At 74.2% G+C, this 22588-nt stretch carries 21 protein-coding genes; 11 read left to right on the plus strand and 10 right to left on the minus strand.

The window, feature by feature from the left end; translation table 11 throughout:
* The first annotated feature begins 1 nt into the window (after nt 1).
* Entirely contained in the window at nt 2–640 is a 639-nt protein-coding gene (locus tag AMK19_RS29235; RefSeq protein ID WP_073817178.1) for a hypothetical protein, read from the plus strand.
* A gap of 25 nt (nt 641–665) precedes the next feature.
* On the opposite strand, the gene AMK19_RS29240 is transcribed toward AMK19_RS29235, so the two are convergent.
* Nucleotides 666–1142 (minus strand): SMI1/KNR4 family protein, encoded by a 477-nt coding sequence (locus tag AMK19_RS29240; RefSeq protein WP_241844641.1) that lies wholly within the window; start codon nt 1140–1142, stop codon nt 666–668.
* Nucleotides 1143–1303: 161 nt separating this feature from the next.
* Between AMK19_RS29240 and AMK19_RS29245 the strand changes: the two genes are divergently transcribed.
* Nucleotides 1304–2059: an alpha/beta fold hydrolase gene (locus AMK19_RS29245; RefSeq protein ID WP_073817183.1), complete on the plus strand. Its 756-nt coding sequence runs from the start codon at nt 1304–1306 to the stop codon at nt 2057–2059.
* Nucleotides 2060–2162: 103 nt separating this feature from the next.
* Here the strand turns inward: AMK19_RS29245 and AMK19_RS36220 are convergent, their stop codons facing one another.
* The 3 genes from AMK19_RS36220 to AMK19_RS29260 form a co-directional block, all read right to left on the minus strand.
* Complete coding sequence (locus AMK19_RS36220; RefSeq protein WP_073817186.1) at nt 2163–2894, minus strand: hypothetical protein; 732 nt, start codon at nt 2892–2894, stop codon at nt 2163–2165.
* A 21-nt stretch (nt 2895–2915) separates the two neighbouring features.
* On the minus strand, nt 2916–4445 hold the full coding sequence (locus AMK19_RS29255; RefSeq protein WP_073817190.1) for a hypothetical protein: 1530 nt from the start codon (nt 4443–4445) through the stop codon (nt 2916–2918).
* Nucleotides 4446–4682: 237 nt separating this feature from the next.
* Nucleotides 4683–5915: an erythromycin esterase family protein gene (locus tag AMK19_RS29260; protein WP_073817331.1), complete on the minus strand. Its 1233-nt coding sequence runs from the start codon at nt 5913–5915 to the stop codon at nt 4683–4685.
* 78 nt (nt 5916–5993) lie between these two features.
* Here AMK19_RS29260 and AMK19_RS29265 point away from each other — a divergent pair, with 78 nt between their 5' ends.
* Nucleotides 5994–6692 (plus strand): MerR family DNA-binding transcriptional regulator, encoded by a 699-nt coding sequence (locus tag AMK19_RS29265; RefSeq protein WP_073817194.1) that lies wholly within the window; start codon nt 5994–5996, stop codon nt 6690–6692.
* Here the strand turns inward: AMK19_RS29265 and AMK19_RS29270 are convergent.
* Nucleotides 6683–8278 carry an amidohydrolase gene (locus AMK19_RS29270; RefSeq protein WP_073817197.1) on the minus strand — a complete coding sequence of 532 codons (1596 nt, stop codon included), beginning with the start codon at nt 8276–8278 and terminating at the stop codon, nt 6683–6685. The genes AMK19_RS29265 and AMK19_RS29270 overlap by 10 nt on opposite strands.
* A gap of 41 nt (nt 8279–8319) precedes the next feature.
* A complete protein-coding gene (locus AMK19_RS29275) occupies nt 8320–9807 on the minus strand; it encodes an APC family permease (RefSeq protein WP_073817202.1) in 1488 nt (495 codons plus the stop codon).
* Nucleotides 9808–9994: 187 nt separating this feature from the next.
* Between AMK19_RS29275 and AMK19_RS29280 the strand changes: the two genes are divergently transcribed.
* Together AMK19_RS29280 and AMK19_RS29285 are read left to right on the plus strand one after the other, a co-directional pair.
* The gene (locus AMK19_RS29280; RefSeq protein ID WP_073817205.1) at nt 9995–10591 is read left to right on the plus strand and encodes a TetR/AcrR family transcriptional regulator; all 597 of its coding nucleotides are present in this window, start codon (nt 9995–9997) and stop codon (nt 10589–10591) included.
* A gap of 195 nt (nt 10592–10786) precedes the next feature.
* Nucleotides 10787–12001 (plus strand): beta-ketoacyl-[acyl-carrier-protein] synthase family protein, encoded by a 1215-nt coding sequence (locus tag AMK19_RS29285; protein ID WP_241844642.1) that lies wholly within the window; start codon nt 10787–10789, stop codon nt 11999–12001.
* Nucleotides 12002–12050: 49 nt separating this feature from the next.
* Here AMK19_RS29285 and AMK19_RS29290 read toward each other — a convergent pair whose 3' ends face one another.
* The gene (locus AMK19_RS29290; RefSeq protein WP_073817209.1) at nt 12051–13034 is read right to left on the minus strand and encodes an ADP-ribosylglycohydrolase family protein; all 984 of its coding nucleotides are present in this window, start codon (nt 13032–13034) and stop codon (nt 12051–12053) included.
* A 63-nt stretch (nt 13035–13097) separates the two neighbouring features.
* Here AMK19_RS29290 and AMK19_RS29295 point away from each other — a divergent pair, with 63 nt between their 5' ends.
* Complete coding sequence (locus AMK19_RS29295) at nt 13098–14267, plus strand: methyltransferase (RefSeq protein ID WP_073817213.1); 1170 nt, start codon at nt 13098–13100, stop codon at nt 14265–14267.
* Between the two features lie 202 nt (nt 14268–14469).
* Nucleotides 14470–15417: a rhomboid family intramembrane serine protease gene (locus tag AMK19_RS29300; protein WP_073817216.1), complete on the plus strand. Its 948-nt coding sequence runs from the start codon at nt 14470–14472 to the stop codon at nt 15415–15417.
* A 7-nt stretch (nt 15418–15424) separates the two neighbouring features.
* Here the strand turns inward: AMK19_RS29300 and pdxR are convergent, their stop codons facing one another.
* Nucleotides 15425–16795, minus strand: coding sequence for a MocR-like pyridoxine biosynthesis transcription factor PdxR (pdxR, locus tag AMK19_RS29305; RefSeq protein WP_073817219.1), 1371 nt, complete (start codon nt 16793–16795; stop codon nt 15425–15427).
* 129 nt (nt 16796–16924) lie between these two features.
* Here pdxR and AMK19_RS29310 point away from each other — a divergent pair, with 129 nt between their 5' ends.
* The 3 genes from AMK19_RS29310 to AMK19_RS29320 all read left to right on the plus strand — a co-directional run bounded on the left by AMK19_RS29310 (nt 16925) and on the right by AMK19_RS29320 (nt 19900).
* A complete protein-coding gene (locus AMK19_RS29310; RefSeq protein ID WP_073817223.1) occupies nt 16925–17845 on the plus strand; it encodes a DMT family transporter in 921 nt (306 codons plus the stop codon).
* A gap of 105 nt (nt 17846–17950) precedes the next feature.
* Entirely contained in the window at nt 17951–18787 is an 837-nt protein-coding gene (locus tag AMK19_RS29315; RefSeq protein ID WP_073817226.1) for a polysaccharide deacetylase family protein, read from the plus strand.
* Between the two features lie 117 nt (nt 18788–18904).
* A complete protein-coding gene (locus AMK19_RS29320) occupies nt 18905–19900 on the plus strand; it encodes a ketopantoate reductase family protein (protein WP_073817229.1) in 996 nt (331 codons plus the stop codon).
* A 118-nt stretch (nt 19901–20018) separates the two neighbouring features.
* On the opposite strand, the gene AMK19_RS29325 is transcribed toward AMK19_RS29320, so the two are convergent.
* Complete coding sequence (locus AMK19_RS29325) at nt 20019–20837, minus strand: SDR family NAD(P)-dependent oxidoreductase (protein WP_073817233.1); 819 nt, start codon at nt 20835–20837, stop codon at nt 20019–20021.
* Between the two features lie 236 nt (nt 20838–21073).
* Here AMK19_RS29325 and AMK19_RS29330 point away from each other — a divergent pair, with 236 nt between their 5' ends.
* Complete coding sequence (locus AMK19_RS29330) at nt 21074–21937, plus strand: 3-hydroxybutyryl-CoA dehydrogenase (protein WP_073817236.1); 864 nt, start codon at nt 21074–21076, stop codon at nt 21935–21937.
* A gap of 102 nt (nt 21938–22039) precedes the next feature.
* Here AMK19_RS29330 and AMK19_RS29335 read toward each other — a convergent pair whose 3' ends face one another.
* Nucleotides 22040–22426 (minus strand): hypothetical protein, encoded by a 387-nt coding sequence (locus AMK19_RS29335; RefSeq protein WP_073817240.1) that lies wholly within the window; start codon nt 22424–22426, stop codon nt 22040–22042.
* Nucleotides 22427–22588: the final 162 nt, after the last annotated feature.

Below are 22588 nucleotides of genomic sequence, written 5' to 3' on the forward strand. Positions count from 1 at the left end.
CGTGACCGCCCTCTCCGGGCTCGCCGCCCTCGGCGAGCCCGCCCTCGCCGTCGCCGACCCCGCCCGCCGGCTGCTCGCCGTGGCGTGCGCCGACGAGTACGGCGACGCCACGACGCTCGGCCTGTTCGAGACCGGCGCCCGGCCCCGGCTGCTGCGCCGGACCGACTGCCCGTACCCCGTCCACGCGCTGGCGTTCCACCCGAGCAAGCCGCTGCTCGCGGTGGGCATCGGCGACTACGACGGCGGCTACCACTTCGAGGGTCAACTGCTGCTGCTGGGCCTCGACAACGGCACCGAGCGGGCGATGTTCGCGCACGACTGGGGCCGCCAGGTGCTCGCCGCCGAGTGGCTGGACGACACCCGGCTGCGCCTGCACCTCGCCCCGCACGACGACTACAAGGACGACGCCGCGCACCGGGAGGCCCACGTGGTCGTCCTGGAGTGCCCCGACTGGGTCTCCGCCCTCGGCCGCACCGTCCCGGACGACCGCCTCCGGGGCCCGCGCGTCCCCTTCCCGCGCCCCGACCACCGCTCCGCCGACCACCGTTCCGCCGACCACCGCTCCGCCGACCACCGCTCCGCCGCCCGCGAGTTGGCGAACCGCCTGCTCGACCCGCCGGACCGACGCCACCATCGCTGACCGTCCGGAAACACGCGCCGCGCGGTCAGCGGCAGAGCTCCTGGATCGTGCCGTCGAACCCGGGGAACTCCGCGGCCGCCTCCTCGATCACCTCGGCGGGCGACTGCCGCCGCCCGGCGGCGAACTCCGCGGCGAGGGTGAGGAGTTCGGGCCAGGTCCGGGCTGTCCGGCACGGCTGGGGTTCGGCGGCCTCGGCGGGGCCGCAGCCGCCTGCCGGCAGCCACAGGAAGGCCGCCAGGTCACGGGCCACCACGGCGGTCCCGCCCTCGGAGCCGAGGTGGACGACCGGCTGCTCGGCCAACGGCCGCCCCGCGCGGACCAGCCAGAACGCCGCGAACCCGCCGCTGCCGTCCTGCCCGAACACCCGGAACTCCCGGCCGTCCGTCTCCTCGTTGCCCGTCCAGGCCCGGAACCAGAAGGCGGTGTCCTCGACGGACAGGAACCCCGGGTACGGCTCGAAGTCGATCCGGTCGCCCGCTCCGCCCAGGACGGCGGCCGTCACGGCGGCCAGTGCGGTGGGGAAAGCGGCGGGGAGTGCGGCGGGGAGCTGTCAGCCATCTGCGCTGTTCCCGGGCCCCGAGCCTACGGCCTGCCTCCGTCCCCCCCGCACGAACCGGCGGACCGTCCGTTCGGGCGGGCGGTTCGCGGGGAACGACCGAGTGCATGACGATTGCTCACCGCTTGACCGGCACCGGCGACCACCATGTCCTGGTCCTCCACGACTGGTTCGGCACCAGCGCCGGCTGGGGCCCGTTCCTCGACTACCTCGACGGCGACGCCTTCAGCTACGCCTTCCTCGACTACCGCGGCTACGGGCAGCGCAAGGACGTCGCCGGCGCGTACACGCTCGCCGAGATCGCCGCGGACGCGCTCGCCCTGGCCGATCAGCTCGGCTGGGAGCGCTTCTCCCTGGTCGGCCACTCGATGGGCGGGAAGGCGGCCCAGCAGGTCCTTGCCGAGGCGCCGCTGCGGGTGCGCAAGCTGGTCGGCCTGGCCCCGGTGCCGGCCGGGGCGTACCCGCTGGACGAGGCGGGCGAGGCGCTGTTCTACGGCGCCGCCGAGGACCGTGAGAAGCGCCTCGCGATCCTCGACCTGGTCACCGGGCAGCGGGCCGGCCGGGTCTGGCTGGAGCGCATGGTCGACCAGTCGCTCCGGCTGTCCAGCCCCGAGGCGTTCGGCGGCTACGTCCGCGACTGGGTGACGGCCGACCTGGAGCAGCGGATCAGCGGCAACCCGGTGCCGGTCAAGGTGATCGTCGGCGAGCACGACCTCGCCCTCACCGCCGACGTGATGCGCGGCACCTTCCTCACCCACTACCCCAACGCCGAACTCGAGGAGCTGGGCGGCAGCGGCCACTACCCGATGTACGAGACGCCGGTGGCTCTCGCGGCGTCCCTGGAGGGTTTCCTCCACAGCTGACTCCGCAACTGACGCCCCACCTGGGGCGGCCGCCCCGGGCGCAGCGGGCACAGCGGGCACAGCGGGCTCAACGGGCTCAACGGGCTCAACGACCGCCCCGGGCTCAGCGGTGCGGCGTCTGCGCGCCGCCGGGCCCGGCCAGTCCGAAGCGCGCGGCCAGCCACCCGGCCCGCTCGGCCGCCGGAACGCTGCCGTCCACCGTGACGACGTCGAGGCCGTGCCGTTCTGCCTGGCGGCGGACCTCCCGGTCCCAGAGGGCGTCGCGCGCCAGCCGGAGCGGCAGCAGGTCCGAGGGGTCGCCGCTGCCCCAGGTCGCCCGGGCGTGCTGCCGGTCGGCGTAGCGCGCACGGAGGGCGTCGGCGCGGAACTCGGGTGTGGGCAGCAGGAAGACCGCCTGTTCGGGGCGGGTGAGCAGCGGCGCGAGGTGGTCGGGCAGAATGCCGAAGTAGTCGACCACGACGGGCTGTTCGGCCGTTCCGCGGCCGCCGAGGTCGTCGAAGTCGCCGAGGTCGTCGAGGTCGTCGAGGTCGTCGACGAGGAACTCGACGGTCTCGCCGTGCAGGCCCGCCATCGACCGGAACACCTGCTCCGGCGTCCGCCCCTCCCACCCGCCGCCCGGCGGCGTGCCGCGCAGTGCGGCCAGGTGCGGGTGGCGTTGCGGCGTGCAGCGGGCGAGCCAACGGTGTTCCGCACGGTCGCCGTTGAAGATCTCGACCCCGTACTGTTCGGCCAGTGCGCGGGCCGCCGTGCTCTTTCCGGCCGCCGTCCCGCCGGCGATCCAGCGGACGTGGGCGAGCCTCTCGGCCGTTGTGTCGGACGGGAGTTGAGTGTTCACACGGCCATGGTCCCGATGCCGTCAAGCCATTGAGCCGTTGAGCCGTCGACCCGCGCCGGGCATCAGGCGCAGCATCTCGGCCACCGGCAACGCCGGGTTGGCGGCTGCGCATTGGGCGGTCACCGGGTCCGAGTCGTCGAGCAGGAGCAGGAGTTGGGGCAGCGGCAGCGCCGGATGGACGGCGGCCTTGCGGCGGGCGCGGGCGTCGCGCAGGCAGGTGGTGAGGGTGGCCCCGTCGGCGGCGGGGTGGTCGGCGAGGGCGCGCAGGGTGGCGACGTTGTGGTCGGCGTGGACGAGTTCGGCGAGCAGGGCGGTGCTCGCGTCGGGGCTGGCGGCGATTCCGGCCGCGACGGCGCGGCCGTGCCGTCGGTGCATGGCTCTCAACTGCCCGTCGTCCAGGCCGGGGTGGGGAGCGACGGCGGCGGCGACCTTGGCGACGGGGTCGGCGGCGAGCAGGTCGCGGACGGCGTCGGGCAGGTCGCGACGCAGTGCGGTGAGGCGACGCAGTTCGGGGTTGGCGGCGGCGGCCGACGCGTCCAATTCGGAGCAGGTGGCGGCGGCGATCCGGGGTGGCGGCAGCGGCCCGAGCCGGACGGTGCCGCACAGCCGGTCGAGGGCGTCCAGCGCGATCAGCGGATGCTGGGCGGCACTTCGGCGTACCTCGTCGGACGGGTCCTCGGCCAGGCGCCGCAGCAGTTCGTCCCCGATCGCGGGGTTGCTCGCGAGTGGGCTGCGCACCCGGATCGCCGGGTCGGCGGCGAGCGCGGCGTACGCGTGTGCGGGAAGGTCGGTGCGGGCTGCGAGTTTCTCCCGCAGGAACGCCGACGGGGCGTCGAGGTACCGCATCGCCGCGGTGACGGGCGCGGCCGGGTTCCCGAGCGCGGCCTCCAGGATGGCGTGCCGGGCGTACTGGTGCGTCCCGTCGCACGCCGCCCCGCCGGGCAGGGTGCAGTCCGGGTCCGGGCAGTCCGGCGGGTGCACCCAGGGGACGGAGTGCCGCGCGCAGGTGTCGCAACTCGCCAGCGGTGGACGGTTGTTGATCAGGTCGGCCAGGACGGCGGGCGACGCTCCACGGTTGTACCCGAGTGCGGCGCGGACGTGTTCCGACGGGTGGGAGGCCAGCAGCGCGGCGACCTCCCGGTCGGTGGTCTCCTCGGCCAGCTCGACCGCCACCGCGAGGTCGGCGTCACCCGCCAGCCGCCGCGCCACCTCCGCCGGGAGGTTCGGGCATGCCGCCAACTGCTCTCGCAGCTCCGGCCGTTCGACCAGTTCGACGGCCCACCGCGCGGGTGCGAGCCCGGCCCGCAGCAGGCCGAGCGCGGCCACCGGCTGCCGCGCCGGATCGACCCGCGCGGCGGTCAACTGCCCGCTCTCCGCCAGGATTCGCGCTTCCACGACACCGCGCCCGGCCAGTGCCTCGACCTGCCCCGCCGTCAGCCCGCTCCGCCCGGCCAGTTCCATCGACAGCTCCGGCAGCTCCACCAGCCGGTCCACCGCCTCGGCCGGCAGCGCAGGGTTCTCGGCCAGCCCGGCCCACACATGACGACGCATCCCGGCATCCTCCCCGACCACGCCCACCCGTCGCCACGCATTACCCCCTCGCCCGGAGGTCGGGTGCCCGTGCGCAGTCCCGCCTGCCGGGCTCCTCCGCCGTGAGCACGTCGATCGCCGTTCCCGCCCTCCGCACCCCCGCTCTCCTCAGCGCCTACCGGGCGGCCCGACGCCCGCTCGGCCTCAAGTACACCCGATCGGCCCGGCCGCCGCGGGCCGGCCGCCACCCCGCGGGTCTCACCCGCCGCCGAACATCCCCGCCTGCCGGGGGATCTCCCGCACGAACACCACCCCGTCCACCGACCCCAGCGCCTCCGGGTCGAGCCCGATGTACGTGTGGTCCGCCGGTACTCGCGGCGTCACCGTCCCGGCCGTCGCCGAAGCCAGCAGGCGCGGGTCGAGGACCGCGCGGGCTTCGCCGAGGGCCGCGAGCCGGCCCTCCAGCGTGTCGGGGGCGGGGTGGTCGTCGGGTGCCCGGTGGCCGAACGCGGTGGCGACGAACGCGTAGCCCTCGCCGAGGCGGTCGGCGAGCAGGGAGCCGGCGCTCCACCAGTGCAGCTCACGGGTGCCGAGCGGGATGCGGGCGGCCTCGCGCTGCAGGTGGCGGTGGTGGGCGAAGACCAGCGTGGGGCCGCGCCGCGCCTCGCGGCGGGCGAGCGCTTCGAGGTTGTCGGCCATCATCAGACCCCGTTGCCGCATCAGCGAGTTGAAGCGGTCCGGTCCGGTGTCCGCCATCGCCGCGTGGTACCGCAGCAACCCGGTCGCGGTCCGCGCGTCCACCTGCGCCCGCCAGTACGCCTCGGGGTCCGCCTCCGCCGCGAAATGCGGCCCGTGCGCCGCGAGCAGCGCCGCCAACTCATCGGCGATCAGCCGTAGTTGAAGCGCGTCCTCGGTCCGCCCGACCGATCGCCCGGGATCGAACGCGACCGCCGGCTCGGTCCACCGTCCGTCCGGCCCACACACGTCCGCCAACTCCTCCTCCCCCACCGGCAGTTCGACTGCCAGGTGGGCCGCCAGGAACTCCCGCAGTCGCATCAGCGGGGGCCCGGGCGCCGCCGCGCCGGTCATCTCCAGCGGACCGTCCGCCCCGTAGAACCGCAGCCGTTCCTCCCCCGCCCCCAGCGCGCCGTTGAACTCCCGCATCCACCGGACCAGTTCGCGGTTGCCCGCGAACTCGCCGAAGCCGTGGCTGAAGCCTTCCCGCACCACCGCGTCGAGTTCGCCCTCGGCGCCGGCCACGCAGGCGTCCACGTCCAGTGCCGCCAGACAGTCGCTCTCCACGGCGATCGACCGGTAGCCGTGTTCGACGACCAGGTGCCGGAAGAGTTCGTTGCGGAGGTCGAGGAACGCCTCGACGCCGTGGGTGGGTTCGCCCAGGGCCAGCACCCTGATGCCGGGCGGGAGGAGGTCGGTGACGGCGGACGGCGAGAAGGGACGGGCAGCGTCCCGGAGCGCGGGCGAGACAGTCATGACCTCCACCGTATCGTTGAAGTGACGGTGTAAACTTTTCCGCTCTCACCCCGAGAATCGAGCAGAAAAGTCTCCATCATGGCGCTACGGCCGATCGATCTGGCCCGGGAGCACGGCCTGTCCACCCAGGCGGTGCGCAACTACGAGGAGGCGGGCATCCTGCCGCCCGCCGAACGGTCCCCGCACGGGTACCGGCAGTACGGCGAGCGGCACGCCGCCGCGCTCCGCGCCTTCCTGGCGCTGCTGCCGGGGCACGGCCACCGCGCCGCCACCGCCATCCTGTGCGCCGTCAACGCCGGGCAGCCGGACGAGGCGCTGCGGCTGATCGACGACAGCCACGCCCTCCTCGCCGAGGACCGCCGCACCCTGGACGCGGTCCGCACCGCCCTCCAGCACCTTCCGCCCTCCCGCCCACCGGCCACCGAAGCCGGGTTCACCCACATCGGCCCGGTCGCCCACCGCCTCGGGCTGCACCCGGCGACCCTCCGCGAGTGGGAGCGCGCCGGGCTGGTCACCCCGTCCCGGGACGCCCGCACCGGCTACCGGACGTACACTCCCGGCCAGGTCCGCGAGCTGCAGATCGCCGAGCAACTCCGGCGCGGCGGGCACGCCTTGGCCCGCACCGCCGAGATCCTCCACCGCCTGCGCACCGCCGGCCACCCGGACGCCGTCCGCCCCACCCTCGCCGCCTGGCAGCACCGCCTCACCACCCGCGCCCGCGCCCTCCTCGCGGGCGCGGCCGCGCTCCACTCCTACCTGGAGGCCGCTCAGATCTGACGGTTCGTCACCACGCCGCCGGACATGGTCAGCGGCACGGCGCTGGTCGCGAACTCGTCGGCCGGTGCGGTCAGCGGGTCCAGGGCGAAGGCGCTGAGGTCGGCGCGCAGGCCGGGGGCGATCCGGCCGGCGCGGTCGAACTCGCCTGCGGCGCGCGCCGCGTGGGTGGTGTAGCCCTCCAGGGCCATCAGCGCGGTGAGGGCCTGCTCGGGGGCGACGGGCGCGGTGTCGGTGCCGGCGTGGCGGCGCAGCTGCGCGTAGGCGAGGACGCCGCGCGGGTCGTGGTGGGCGATCGGCCAGTCGGAGCCGAGCGCGAGGGTCGCACCGGTGTCGCGCAAGGTGCGGCAGATCCAGGCGCGTTCGGCGCGTTCGACGCCGAGGCGGGTGGACCAGGCGTCGGTGTGGTCGGCCCGGGTGTACGCGGAGTGGGTGGGCTGCATCGACGCGTGGACGCCCAACTCGGCGAAGCGCCGGGCCTGTTCGTCGCCGAGCGTCTCGATGTGCTCGATCCGGTGCCGGCCCCGGGCGGTGTACGGCAGGCCGGCGATGGTGTCGAGGACGTGACGCACACCCGCGTCGCCGATGGCGTGGGTCGCGGTGCGCACCCCGTACGCGTCCAACTGCCGGACGACGTCGGTGTATTCGGCGGGGTCGAGCCAGAGTGCGGCGGTTCCCTCGCCGTGGCAGTCGGGGCGTTCCAGCCAGGCGGAGCCGCCCTCGACGGTGCCGTCCATGAAGAGCTTCACGCCGCCGACCAGCCAGTTGCGGCCGGACTCGCCCTGCAGCTCGGCGAGTTGGCGCAGGTCGGCGGCGCTCGCGCCAGGCATGCACCAGGGGGCGATGCGCAGCCGCAGCGGCAGGTGGCGGTCGGCCTCGATGGCGCGGACCAGGTCGAGGATGTCGCCGCCGGCGTCCATCACGTGCGCGCCGGCCAGGCCCCCGGCGGCCATCTCCAGCAGCAACTCGTGGAGGGCGTCCCGGCGTTCAGCGAGCGGGCGGCTGGGCAGGACGGCGTCCACCAGGTCCATCGCGGCATGCTCGATCAGGTGGCCGGTGGGGGTGCCGTCGGGGTCGCAGACCACGGTGGCGCGCTGGGCGAACTCGCGCGGCCCGGTGATGCCGGCGGCCCGCAGCGCGGCGCCGGTGGCGAGCGCGGAGTGGCCGTCGTAGAGGCGGATGAAGGCGGGCACCTCGGGGCCGAGGACGTCCTCGACCAGGGCACGGTGCACGGGCCGGCCGCCGAACACGTTGTGGTCGAGGTTCCAGGCGAGCACCCAGCCGTTGAGGCGTTCGGCGCGGGCGAGGGCGGCGCGCAGCGCGTCGAGGTCCTGGACGTCGGACAGGTCGACGCCCTCGGAGAGTTCGAGTCCGAACGCGGGGTGGCTGTGCCCGTCGACCAGGCCGGGGACGAGGACGGCGTCGCCGAGGTCGATGGTCTCGGTGCCGGGTCCGGCCCAGTCGCGGGCGTCGGCGGCGTCGCCGACGGCCGCGATCAGCCCGTTCTCGACGGCGACGGCGGTGACGGCGGGGTGGGCGGCGTCGAGGGTGTGGACGGTGCGGGCGAGGACGATGATGTCGGGCGACATGGCGTGCTCCTGAGGGTGCGGGGGTGCGGTTCGAGTCTGGGTCAGGCGGCGCTGCGCACGGGGAGGTCGGCTGCGGACGGCGCGTCCGGGGCCGCCTCCGACGGCGGTTCGGCGGCGAAGGCCGCGTACACCTCCGGCCGCCGGGAGCGGGTGCGCAGCGCGTACAGCACGCCGGCGGCAAAGACGGCGGGGACGGTGGCGATCAGGACGCGGTTGACGGTGTCGGACGCGCCGGTGAGCAGCTGGATGTGGTCGATCACCAGCCACAGCGCGGCGGCCAGCAGCAGCGCGGCGGCGATCGGCGCGACCACGGTGCGCGGCACGCCCTCGCCGTGGCTGCGGCGGCGGAACCAGCAGGGGACGGCGATCGCGGCCAGCAGTTGGAGCGCGACCAGGGACAGCATGCCGGGGGTGTTCACCCAGAGCAGCAGCTGCCGGTAGGGGTCCGCGCCGGCGGCGGCGAAGAGTGCGACGACGAGCAGTCCGAGCAGGGTCTGCGCGATCCCGGCGACGTACGGGGAGCGGTGCCTGGGGTGGATCCGGCCGAGCGCGCGGGGCAGCAGGCCCTCCTCGGCGAGGGCGAGTCCGTAGCGGCTGGTCGCGTTGTGGAAGGCGAGCAGCGAGGCCAGGATGCTGGTGACGATCAGTACGTGCATCAGGTCCGCGGCCCAGCCGCCGACGTACTGGTCGATGGCGGTGAAGAACAGCCCGCCCGGGTCGTCGGCGGCGGCGGCCACGACCTCGGCGTCGCCGTACGCCTGGATGACGGTCCACACCACGAAGGCGTAGAACAGGCCGAGGAAGGCGACGGCCAGGTAGGTGGCGCGCGGGACGGTGCGGTCGGGGTTCCGGGCCTCGCGGCGGTAGATGACGGTGGATTCGAAGCCGGTGAACGCGGCGAACGCCATCGCGAGGACGCCGGGCATGCCGCCGGTCAGCACGTTGCCGGGCGCGAACGACGCCAGGCTCAGGCCGTGCGCACCGCCTCTGAGCAGCACCGCGGCGGCCAGCAGTACCAGGATGCCGGTCTCGGCGAGCAGCAGGACGCCGAGCAGTTTCGCGCCGAAGTCGATCGAGCGGAAGCCGCCGTACCAGATGACGGCCAGTCCGATCAGTGCGGGCAGCAGCCACGGAACGTCGTGTCCGGTAAGCGCTTTCACGGTGTCGTGGGTGGCGGTGCCGAGCAGGCCGTACACGCCGATGTTCATGCCGAGGTAGCCGAGCAGGGCGAGCAGGGCGGCGCCGAATCCGGCGGGCCGGCCGAGGCCGCGGGTGATGTAGGCGTAGAAGCCGCCGGCGTTGCGGACGTGTCGGCTCATCGCGGTGAAGCCGACCGCGAAGACGGTCAGCGTGATGCCTGCGGCGAGGTAGCCGGCGGGGGCGCCGATGCCGCCGATCAGCAGGGCCAGCGGGGCAACGCCGGCCATCACGGTGAGCGGCGCGGCGGCGGAGACCACGAAGAAGGCGATGTCGGCGGTGCCGAGGCTGCCGCCGCGGAGGGTGGGCGCGGGGGCGGGGGTTTCGGTCATGGGGAACCCTTCAGGCGGCCGGCTGGTGGGGGTCCGGCTCCGGGGACCATAAACCTAAAGGTTGATGGTTTCCGTTGGTTTCGGCACCATAGCCCGGCCGACTACCCTCTGGGAAGACCCGATTTCCGAGGCGTTTCCCGAGGTCGGAACGGCAGTCTCGACGCACACCACACGAGAGGGGCGACCGGTGGGACGGCCCAGCAAGGCCCTGCTCGACCGCGCGCGGATCGGCGCGACCGCGCTCGCCCTGGTCGACGAGCACGGCGACTTCAGCGTCCCGCAGATCGCCCGCCGACTCGGCGTGCAGACCGCCTCCGTCTACCACCACGTGGACGGCCGCACCGGCATCGTCGAACTCCTGCGCATCCAGATCGCCTCCGGGATCGACCTGACCGCACTCGACCTGCGCCCCTGGGACGCCGCCCTGGAGGCCTGGGCACGCTCCTACCGGGCCGCGTTCGCCGCCCACCCGCGCGCCATCCCGCTGTTGACGACCAGTCAGGTCGTCGCGCCCGAGGTGCTGGCCCACTACGAGCGGGCGGTCGCCCTGCTCGGCGAGGCCGGCTTCCCGCTGCCCGCGGTGATGCCGCTGCTCACCGCCTTCGAGAGCCTCGTCCTCGGCTCCGCGCTCGACCTGGCCGCGCCCGCGACGGTCTGGGACACCGACGCCGACACCCCGCTGCTCGCCGCCGCCCTGGACGCCGCCGGCCCGGCCCGCGCCGACACCGCCTTCGACCTGGCCCTCGCCGCCCTCCTGGACCGCGCCCGCACGATGCTCCCCTGACGCCCGGAGCCCGTCCGCTTTCCCGACGGACCGTCAGCTCAACCTGTCCGGTCCCTCCAAAATCGCCGGACCCGAATCAGTGCCGTCCGGTACCCGGACTCCCCCTTCCTGCTTGGCAGAGTGGCCGGCATGGACCGACCCGGCCGACCGCCGGGCCGGCGTTCGTTGTGCCATTCACACAAAGGGAGCTCCACCGTGCGCTTGGAAACCGACAGCGTCCTGGTCACCGGCCTCGGGGCCACCACGCCGCTCGGCGGCACCGCCCCGGCCACCTGGCAGGCGATGCGCGAGGGCCGCAACGGCATCCGGCCGATCGAACGCGACTGGCTGGCCGAACTGCCGATCCGGATCGCCGGGCAGCTCGCCGTCGAACCGTCCGAGGCACTCGACCGCATCGAGGCCCGACGCCTCGACCGCAGCGAGCAGTTGGCACTGATCGCCGCCCGCGAGGCGTGGGCGGACGCCGGCCGGCCGGAGATCGACGGCGAACGGCTCGCCGTGGTGATCGGCACCGGCACCGGCGGCGCCGTGACCATGCTGGAGCAGGACGACATCCTGGAGCGCTCCGGCGTCCGCAAGGTCTCGCCGCACACCGTGCCGATGCTGATGGCGAACGGCCCGGCCGCCTGGGTGTCGATCGACCTCGGGGCCCGCGCGGGCGCCCACACGCCCGTCAGCGCCTGCGCGTCCGGCGCGGAGGCGGTCGCCCTCGGCCTGGACCTGATCCGCCTCGGCCGCGCCGACATGGTGATCGCGGGCGGCACCGAGGCCTGCCTGCACCCGCTGCCGCTGGCCGGGTTCGCCCAGGCCCGCGCGCACTCGCTGCGCAACCACGACCCCGAGCACGCCTCCCGCCCGTTCGACCTGGACCGGGACGGCTTCGTGATCGGCGAAGGCGCGGCCGTCCTGGTCCTGGAACGCGCCTCACTGCGCCCGGGCCGACGCTCCTACGCGACGCTCGCCGGGGCCGCCGTCACCTCCGACGCCCACCACATCACCGCCGGCCACCCGGACGGGCAGAGCCGCGCCGTGCGCCGCGCCCTCGCCGAGGCCGGCGTCGCCCCGGAGCGGATCGGCGTGGTGCACGCCCACGCCACCTCCACCCCCAAGGGCGACCTCACCGAGGCGGAGACCCTGGCACGGGTCTTCGGCCCGCACCGCCCCGCCGTCACCGCCACCAAGTCCATGACCGGCCACCTCTTCGGCGCAGCAGGCGCCCTCGCCGCCCTCGCCACCGCCTACTCCCTGCACGACCAGCTCGTCCCGCCGATCCGCAACCTCACCAGCCCCGACCCCGCCGCCGACCTCGACCTGGTCACCACCGCCCGCCCGATCACCGCCGACGCCGCCCTCACCAACGCCTTCGGCTTCGGCGGCCACAACGCGAGCCTGGTCTTCACCACCGGCTGACACCCGCCCCGCCCGCCGCCGTCGCCTTCCCCGCCCTCGTCGAGTCCCGTCAGCGGCTCGTGGGGACGCCTCCCCGGCCCGCCACCCGTCCCGCCACGTCCAGTGCCACCGCCAGCGCCGCCAACTCCCCTGCCCCCAGCACCCGTCGGGTCGGCGGAAGCGGCACGTGCAGCACCGCCGACCACTCCTCCGGGATCGCGTCGACGCCGTACACCGCACCCGCGAGCGCCCCGGTGACGGCGGCAACGGTGTCGGTGTCGCCACCGAGATCGACGGCGGCCCGCAGCGCGGCACGAAAGGAGACGGTGGTGCGCAACGCCCAGACCGCAGAGCCCAGACAGGGCCAGACCGCGCCATTGCTCTCGGTGGCGAGGGACGGGTGCCACGCCTCCCCGAGAACGACAGCCCACCGTTCGCGGTGCTCGGCCCGCACAGCGGCCAGGGCCGACGGCACGGCGGCCTGCGGGTCGTCGCCGTCGAGCGCCCGGCGCAGCAGTTCGTGCAGGATCGCGGTGCCCTCCCAGGCCGCGCCGTCGCCGTGGGTGAGCGCGGTGATCCGGCGGGCGGCGTCCATGGTGGCGTCGCGGCCCTGCGGGGCGAACCGGACGGCGGCGGTGACGGCGCGCATCAGGGCGCCGTTGCCCGCGGCCCGGCCCTCGGTCCGGAAGTGGAACTGCGCGGCAAGGTCCCAGGGCAGGCCGCTGCCGAGCACGCACTCGGTGAGGATGCCGATGTCCTTGGGGTCGGCGGCGGCCCACCCCCGGAACCGTTCGAAGATGTCCGGCAGGTCGAGGCCGCCCGCGTCCAGCAGCGATTCGCCGAGGTGGACGGCCATCTGCGTGTCGTCGGTGGCCTCGCCCGGCTCCCAGCCGCCGCCCCCGCACATCGCCGCGGCAAACGGAAAGCGTTTTCCCGCCGCCTCCGGAAAACGCTTTCCGAACGCCCCCGCCGGCCCGAACTCGAACGGCGCGCCCAGCGCGTCGCCGACCGCCGACCCGAGCACCGCCCCGACCACCCTGTCCCGCCGTCGCATGCCGCCCCCTCGCCTCCGCCGCCGTCCGGCGGCCCTCGCCCCCTCCGATAGCCTGGGGGCACGATGAACGACTCTTTCACCACCGCCTGGGGCACTTTCGAGCTGGCCCGATTCCCGGAGAACCCGCGTGAGCAGCTGCGCGCCCGGGACGCCGCCGACGAGTACCTGCTGCGGTATCTGAAGGAGGGACCCGAGGACGCCGGCCCGGTGCCGATGGACGGCGCGGTGACCGTCCTCGGCGACCGCTGGGGTGCGATCTCCACGGCGCTCGCGGGGACGGCCGACCCGTTGACGGCGATCACCGACTCGTACCTGTCCGCCCGCGCGATCACCGCGAACCTGGCCCGCAACGGCCTCGACCCGGCCCTGGTGGACGTCCGCACCACCCAGCAGGAACCCCCGCAGCGGATCGACGTGCTGCTGGTCCGCGTGCCCAAGAGCCTGGCGCTGCTGGAGGACCAGCTGCACCGCCTCGCGCCCGCCCTGCACGAGAACACCGTCGTCCTCGGCACCGGCATGGTCACCGAGATCCACACCTCCACCCTGCAGCTGTTCGAGCGGATCCTCGGCCCGACCCGCACCTCGCTGGCCGTCCGCAAGGCCCGCCTGATCCACAACACCCCCGACCGGGCGCTGACTCCCCCGGCCAACCCGTGGCCGCTGCGCTACCGCCTCCCGGACGACCTCGGCGTGCTGTCGGGCCGCCAGGTCGCCAACCAGGCGGGCGTGTTCTGTGCGGACCGCCTCGACATCGGCACCCGCTTCCTCCTCCAGCACCTGCCCGACCTGAACGACGCCCGCCGCATCGTCGACCTCGGCTGCGGCAACGGCATCGTCGGCACCGCCGCCGCCCTGACCGCCCCGCACGCCGAACTCCTCTTCGTGGACGAGTCGTTCCAGGCCGTGGCCTCCGCCGAGGAGACCTTCCGCACCGCCCTCGGCCCGGACGCCCCCGCCGAGTTCCTGGTCGGCGACGCCCTCGCGGACATCCCGGACGCCTCCGTCGACGTGGTCCTGCTGAACCCCCCGTTCCACTCCCACCAGGCCACCACGGACGCCATCGCCTGGCGCATGTTCACCGGCGCCCGCCGCGTCCTGCGCCCCGGCGGCGAACTCCGCGTGGTCGGCAACCGCCACCTCGGCTACCACGTCAAACTCCGCCGCCTCTTCGGCAACTGCCGCACCGTGGCAGGCAGCCCGAAGTTCACCATCCTCAGCACCGTCCGCCGCTGACACCCGCCACAACCACCGGCCCGAGCCACGCCGCGACCAAGCAGCCGGTGAACCACCGCCCACACCCGTACCCGCCGTGAGGCACACCGGGGCTGACGTCGCGTCCACCCCCGGCGGTGTTCTAGGGTGAGCGCCGTTTCGTCGTGGACCATCGCCGTGGGCGCCCCTCGGCCGAGCACCACTGCCCCGAGGAGGCCCCACCATGGACGCCGCACAGCCCGCCCCGGGAGCCCCCGCTCCCGAGGCTCCGTCACCGACCTGCTTCCGGCACGCCGACCGCGAGTCGTACGTGCGCTGCACCCGCTGCGACCGCAACGTCTGCCCGGACTGCCGGCGCGACGCCGCGGTCGGCTACCAGTGCGTGGAGTGCGTCAAGTCCGGCCACCAGAGCGTCCGGCAGGCCCGCACGGTGTTCGGCGGCCGGATCACCTCCCGGCCGTACGCCACCATCGCGCTGATCGTGCTGAACATCGCCGCGTACGTGCTCGAACTGGTCCGGCCGGGGATCGTCCCGCAGTTCGACATGCTCGGCGCGGGCTCGATACAGAACAACCCGAACGACGACCCGTTGGACCTCGCGACGATGTACCACCAGGCCGGCGTCGCGCACGGCGAGTGGTACCGGCTGCTGACCGGAACGTTCCTGCACCTGCAGCCGGACGCGTACACCGGCCTCGGCCCGATCGCGATCACCCACATCGTGTTCAACATGTACTGGCTGTGGACGCTCGGCCGGGTCGTCGAGGACCGTCTCGGCGTGCTGCGCTTCCTCGGCCTGTACCTGCTGGCCGCCCTCGGCAGCTCCACCCTGGTCTACCTGATCGCCCCGCACACCGAGACCCTCGGCGCGTCCGGCGCGGTCTTCGGCCTGGCCGGCGGCTACTGGATCCTCAGCCGCCGCCAGGGCTACGACCCGCTCGGCGGCAACCAACTGCTCGGCACCATGGTGCTGTGGATGGTGATCTCCGCAAGCATCACCTCCTGGCAGGGCCACCTCGGCGGCCTGCTCACCGGCATAGCCGCCGGCGCCGCGCTCGGCCTCGCCCCGCGCCAACAGCGCGGCCTGGTCCAGGCCGCCTGCCTGTCCGCCGTGCTGCTCCTGCTCGCCACCCTGATCTACGCCGCCACCGGCCACCTCACCTCGATCTGACGCTCCGTCAACTCGCCTCCCGCACCGCCTCGCCGAGCAGCGCCGCCGCGTCCCGCAGCCGCTGCTCGGCAACTCCCGCATACCCCACGGCAATTGCCGGACGCCCGGGCCTGAGCCTCCCGGGCCCGACCGTAGCCACCCGCACCCCCCGGCGCAGCGCCGCGGCCGCCACCGCCTGCTCGTCCACCCCGTCCGGCAGGTCCAGGTACAGGTGCAACCCGGCTGCCACGCCCCGCAGTTCGGCCTCCGGAAGGTGCGTGCGCAGCGCCTCGACCAGGGCGTCCCGGCGGGCCCGGTAGCGCGGGCGGACGGCGCGCAGGTGACGGTCGTAGCCGCCGCTCTCCAGCAGGGCGGCGAAGGCGAGTTGGTCGATCGCGCCGGTACCGAGATCCGCGTACTGCTTGGCGTGCGCGAACTCCTCCCTCAGGTGCTCCGGCAGCACGGCCCAACCCAGCCGCAGCCCGGGCGCCAGCGTCTTGCTGAGCGACCCCAGGTACACCGCCCGTTCCGGCGCCAACCCCTGGACGGCGCCCAGTGGTTCACGGTCGTACCGGAACTCGGCGTCGTAGTCGTCCTCGACCACCAGCCCGCCGGCCCGTGCCCACTCGGCGAGCTCGGTCCGCCGGCGCGCCGAGAGCACGACCCCCGTCGGGTACTGGTGGGCCGGCGTCACCAGCACCGCCTGCGCCCCGCTCGCCGCCAACTCCCCCACCACCAAGCCCTCTTCGTCCACCCGGACGCCCACCGGCCGCACCCCGTGCGCCCGCAGCAGCTCCAGCGTGCCCGGCGAACCCGGGTCCTCCACCGCGATCCGCCGCCGCCCGCCCGCCGCGAGCACCTGCAACAGCAACGCCAGCCCCTGCCCCACCCCACTCACCACCGCCACCCGCTCCGGCCGCGCCACCACCCCCCGCACCCGGCCCAGGTAAGCCGCCAACTCCCCTCGCAGCAAAGGGAGTCCGGCCGGATCCGGATATCCCAGCTCACTGTTGGCCGCCCCCTGCAAGGCCCGCCGCACCGCCGCCGCCCATGCCGCCCGCGGGAACGCCCCGAGATCGGGAGTGCCCGGCTTCAGGTCGTACCGCCACTCGGCCGGCGCCGCCCGCTCCACCCTCCCCGGCCCCGCCACCGCGACCCCTGCGGCGACCCGCGTCCCCGACCCGCGACGCCCCACCAGGTAGCCCTCCGCGGCGAGTTGCTCGTAGGCCTCCACCACGACGCCCCGCGACACCCCCAACTCCGCCGCCAACACCCGACTCCCCGGCAACCGCTCCCCCGGCCCCAACCGCCCCTCCCGCACAGCCTCCCGCAACCCCCGCACCACCCGCCCCACAAGCCCGTCCGCCCCGTCCCCCCACTCGATCAGCAACTCTCGCATGCCCTCATCATGGAGGACACCGACAGGAGCCCGGCCCCGTCAGGGGCTCCCCCTCCCCCAAAGTGGTCCTCTCCACCGGCCCGTCAGTGGCCCTGGGAACCGAACCACTTCCCCCCTAGCGTCGCAGTCATGCCCGTCACCACCCCTCGCGCCACCGGCACCCTGCAAGCCGCCGTCGCTATGACCCTTCTCGGTTGTTCCACCGGCGTCACCGCGACCTTCTCCTCCTACCCCGTCGCCGCCGGCCAGGCCCTCCGCTACGCGCTCGCCGCCGCCATCCTCCTCGCCCTCGTCCGCCGCCAACCAAGGCTCGCCACCCGCCCGACCCCCCGCGAACTCGGGCTTCTCCTCGCCCTCTCCGCCACCGGCCTCTTCGCGTTCAACCTCCTCCTCGTCACCGCCCTGCGCCACACCGACCCCGCCGTCGTCGGCAGCATCGTCGGCGGCACGCCCCTCCTCATGGGCGTCCTCGGCCCGCTCCTCACCCGCCGCCGCCCCGCCGGACGCCTCCTTCTCGCCGCCGCCCTCGTCGTCCTCGGCGCCGCGCTCACCCAGGGCTTCGGCCACGGCGACACGACCGGCGTGCTGTGCGCCGCCGGGACGCTCCTCTGCGAGGCCGCGTTCTCGCTCCTCGCGGTGCCGCTCCTGCCACGGCTCGGCCCGGTCCGGGTCTCCGCGTACACCACCGCCCTCGCCGTCCCCCTGTTCGCCGTGACAGCCGCGTTCTCCTCCTCCCCCGTCCGTCTCCCGACCGTCGCCGAACTGCTCGCCCTGCTCTTCCTCGCCCTGCTGATGACCACCACCGCCTTCCTCCTCTGGTACTCGGCGCTGAGCCGCCTCGCCCCGGAGCACGCCGGCCTGTTCGGCGGCCTGATCCCGCTCACCGCGACCCTGTCCGGCGCGGTCCTCACCTCCACCGCCCCCACCCCGCTCCAACTCCTCGGAGCCGCGCTCGTCACCGCCGCCCTCCTCCTCGGCCCACCCCGACCTGCCAAAGCCCTCGCCAAGACCCCCGTCGAGGCCCCCGCCGAGGCCCCCGTCCCCACCTGACGCCCACCGCCCGCCCCTCCCCACCCCTCCCCACTCACACCCGTCCACCCGTCTGGGCGGCAACCGTTGTCGCACCGCCGAGGCCTCCGCATAGGGTGGGCCGCGATGACTCTCGACCGCCGCACTGTGCTGCGTTCCTCCGCCCGTCTGGCCGCGATCACCGCCACCGCCGGGCTCACCGCCACGTGCAGTCACGCCGCCGACCGGAACCATCACGGCACCGACTCCGTCGCCGCCCGCCCGCAGCCCTCCCACCTCGCCGAAAGCCCGTCCGCCGAACCCGAAGCCGGCACCGAACCCGCCGCCCCCTCCGCGTCCGCCCTGCCGCCGCTCGCCCCGGACACCCCGCAGGAGGTGATCAGCGGCCCGCACAGCCGTCCCCAACTCGCCCTGACCTTCCACGGCCAGGGCGACCCGGCCCTCGCAACGGCGCTGCTGGAGGCCGCCGAGGAGCACGGGGCGCGGCTGACCGTGCTGGTGGTGGGCAGTTGGCTGGACGAGCAGCCGCAGATGGCGCGGCGAATACTCGACGGCGGCCACGAACTCGGCAACCACACCCAGAACCACCTGGACATATCCTCGATGCGCCCGGAGCAGGCCCGCGACGAGATAGCCCAGTGCGCCGAACGCCTCCAACGCCTGACCGGATCGATAGGTCGCTGGTTCCGCCCGTCCGCCGCGCAATATGCGACACGAATGGTCAAGGAACAGGCACAGCAGGTCGGTTACGACCACATCCTGTCCTTCGACATCGACCCGCTCGACTACACCGACCCCGGCCCGGACACCATCACCAAACGGGTGCTCAACTCCGCGGCGGCCGGCTCGGTGGTCGCCCTCCACATGGACCACCAGGGCACCGTGACAGCCCTCCCCGCCGTCCTCGACGGACTCACCGCCAAGGGCCTGCACGCAGTGACCGCCTCCGAACTCTGCTCCTAGCAGCCCACCCCAGCTCCCTTCACCTCCCGCAACTCCCCTCAACTCCCCGCCCCCGACGCACTCTGCTCGTAGCAGACCCCCTCAACTCCCCTCCCCCGCACGTGCGATGCTCGACCCATGCGCTATCTCTTCCTCGGCGCCGGCGCGGTCGGCGGCACCATCGGCGGACGTCTCCACCAGAGCGGCCACGACGTGGTCCTGGTCGCCCGCGGCCCACACCTCGCGGCGCTGCGCAAGGACGGCCTGCACCTGACCACCCCGGACGGCGCGCACCGGCTGCCCGTCCCGGCGATCGGCGGGCCGGAGGAGATCGAGCTGCGGCCGGACGACGTCCTGGTGCTGGCGGTGAAGACCCAGCACTCGGCGGAGCTGATCGACCAGTGGGCGCCCCGCCCGGTCGAGGGCGGCGGCACGGCGGGCGAGCGGCTGCCGCTGGTGTGCGCGCAGAACGGCGTGGAGAACGAACGCCTGGCGCTGCGCCGCTTCGCCCAGGTGTACGGGATGTGCGTGTGGCTGCCGTCCGCACACCTGGAACCGGGCCGGGTCTCGGCGGCGGGCGCACCGCGCACGGGCATGCTGCACCTGGGCCGCTACCCGCACGGCACGGACGACCTCGCGGAGCGGATCTCGGCCGACCTCACCGCCTCGTTCTTCGACGCCCCGGTCACCGATCGGGTGATGGACTGGAAGTACGGAAAGCTGCTGAGCAACCTCCCGAACGCCCTGGAGGCGGTGGCGGGGCCGATCGACGGCGAGCTGCGCATGCGGCTGTGGGAGCGCGGCCAGGCGGAGGGCCGGGCGGTCCTGGCGGCGGCGGGCATCGCCCACCCGTCGGAGGAGGAGCAGCGGGCCCGGCGCGGCGACCGGATGACGCTGGCGCCGCTGCCCGGTGTGGAGCGCGGCGGCGGCTCGTCCTGGCAGAGCCTGGCGCGCGGCACCGGCGACATCGAGGCGGACTGGCTGAACGGCGAGATCGTCCTGCTCGGCCGCCTGCACGGCATGCCGACGCCCCTCAACGCCGCCCTCCAACAGCTGGCAGGCGACTTCGCCCGCGAGGGCCGCCCGGTCGGCTCCCTCCCCGAGTCCGACCTCGCCGCCCTGCTCGACCTCTAGAAAACCGCCGACCGAAACCGCCGACCGAAACCGCCGACCGAGCCCGTCAACCGAGCCCGTCAACCGACCGCCAGACCACCGGCTCATCGGCTCACCGGCTCACCGGCTCACCGGCTCATCAGCCCATCGGATCGTCCGGCCCGTACGCCCGCAGCCGCAGCGTGCGCGCGTCCACGGCCCGGATGGCCTCGGCGGCGGAGGCCAGCGTCTCCAGGTTGTCCCGCCCGGCGTGCAGGAAGCGGCCGTGCAGCGCGTCGAACCGCCCCCGCGCGGCGTCCACCGTGACGGCGACCATGTACGGGATGGAGCCCCACGTCTTCTTGTCGTGGAACATCGGCATCCCGGCGGTCATCTCGGTCTCGACGGCGCCGGGGCTGATGTCGAGCACCACGATGCCGTGCTGCCCGACCGAGTCGGCGATGTTGTCGGAGAGCTGCAGCAGCGCGCCCTTGGACGTCGCGTACGCGGTGTAGTCGCCGTCGGGGCGCAGCGCGAATCCGCTGTTCAGGTTGACGACCCGCCCCCGTCCGCGTTCCACCATCCCGGGCAGCAGGTGCCGCAGCAGGTTGTAGGGGCCGCGCAGGTTGGTCTCGACGACCTGCCACCACTGGACGGGGTCGGTCTCCCAGATCGGCACTTCGGCGCGGTCGACCTGCCCGGCGTTGTTGACCAGCAGGTCGACGGGTCCGAGGTCGCGTTCGACGGCGCGGACGGCTTCGCGGACGGCGCCGGGGTTGCAGACGTCGGCGGTGACGGCGACGCCGCGCGACCCGTGCCGGACGCACTCCTTGAGGGTGTCGATCAGCGTCTGCTGGGTGCGTCCGAGCAGGCCGACGGCCATGCCCTCGGCGGCGAGGCCGATGGCGATCTCCCGGCCGATGCCGCGCCCGGCGCCGGTGATCAGTCCGACCTGTCCGGCGAGTGATCCGGTTCCCACCTGCCTGCTCCCTCCTGCGGATGGACGTTCGCATTCTGGTCCCGGCCGCGCGGCGGACGCGGGCGCACCGCCGACACTCACCCGATCGGTGGGGCGGGGCCGGGACCGGTCCGGGGTGAACGAGCGTTAAGGCAGGTAGTACCGTCGTCCGGGCGGACTGCCGGGCCCCGACCGGGGTGCGGTGGCCGTCACACCACCGGCTGGGTGACCCCCAGCTCCACGTGAAGGGCATCTGAGTGAGTGACATCGCGCGCGTCGGAGTAGTCGGCTGCGGCCTCATGGGGTCGGGCATCGCCGAGGTCTTCGCCCGTTCCGGCCTGGACGTGCTGGTCTCGGAGGCCAGTGGCGAGGCGCTGGAGCTGGGCCGGACCCGGCTGACCAACTCCCTGGAGACCGCCGTTCGACGCGGCAAGCTGACGGAGGAGCAGCGCGACGAGGCGCTGTCGCGGCTGGCGTTCACCACCGACCTGGCGGACTTCCGCGACCGTGACCTGGTGGTCGAGGCGGTCGCGGAGCGCGAGGACATCAAGATCAAGATCTTCCAGACGCTGGACCAGGTGGTGTCCCGCCGCGACGCGATCCTGGCGTCGAACACCTCCTCGATCCCGATCGTGAAGCTGGCGGCGGCGACCAGCCGCCCGGAGCAGGTGATCGGCCTGCACTTCTTCAACCCGGCGCCGGTGCAGAAGCTGGTCGAGGTCATCCCGACGCTGACCACCTCGGCGGAGACCACCACCCGCGCCGAGCAGTTCGCCGTCGAGGCGCTCGGCAAGGAGCCGATCCGGGCCCGCGACCGGGCCGGTTTCGTGGTCAACGCGCTGCTGGTGCCGTACCTGCTGTCGGCGGTGCGGATGTTCGAGTCGGGCGTGGCGACGGCCGCGGACATCGACAAGGGCATGGAGGCCGGCTGCGCCCACCCGATGGGCCCGCTGCGGCTGTGCGACCTGATCGGCCTGGACACCATCGTGTCGATCGCCGAGTCGATGTACGACGAGTACAAGGAGCCGCTGTTCGCCGCCCCGCCGCTGCTGTCGCGGATGGTGGACGCGGGCCTGCTGGGCCGCAAGTCCGGCCGCGGCTTCTACGACTACACCGCCTGACCTTCCGTCACCGCCCCTCGGCCGTCCCCTGCTTCCCGGCAGGGGGCGGCCGAGGCCGTTCCAGGGCCCGCCGGTCAGGGGCGCGGCCCGGGGTCTGTCCGGTCAGGGCGTGGCGTACCGGGCGATGTCGACGACCCGGCAGCTGACCGGGCCGTTCGGGTCGGCGGTGCCCTGGGCCTGTTCGAGAGCGTCCTGCGCGGGGGCGAGGGTGCTGGCAGCGGCGACGCCCTCGGTGACCTGGCGGCCGGAGCGGTCGAGGAAGGCGATCTGCACCACGTAGTTGCTGGTGGTGGCGGAGTGGTTGGTGATCCTGACGGTCGCGGCGGGCCAGTGCAGTTCGTCGTCGACGGCGCAGGCGGTCAGTTCGACGTCGCCGGCGGCCCGGTCGGCCTCGAACGCCAGGTCGCGCACGCCGCCGGCCGGTGCGCAGCCGGCCACCGCGAGGACGGCGGTCAGGCAGGCGGCGGCGACGGTCGCTCGGATGCGCATGGCTCCCCCTCGGAAACGGGCGCGGGTCGGGGCCGACGCTACCGACCGGCCGGGCCCCGACACCTCGGCTGTGTCCAAGTTGTAATAACCGTGCGCAGTAGGTGTGTTGACGAACCATCGACAATCGCGAGCGCCCGGCCCCGGCCAGCGCGGGGACCGGGC

Source organism: Kitasatospora sp. CB01950, assembly GCF_001905465.1.
GTDB lineage: Bacteria > Actinomycetota > Actinomycetes > Streptomycetales > Streptomycetaceae > Kitasatospora.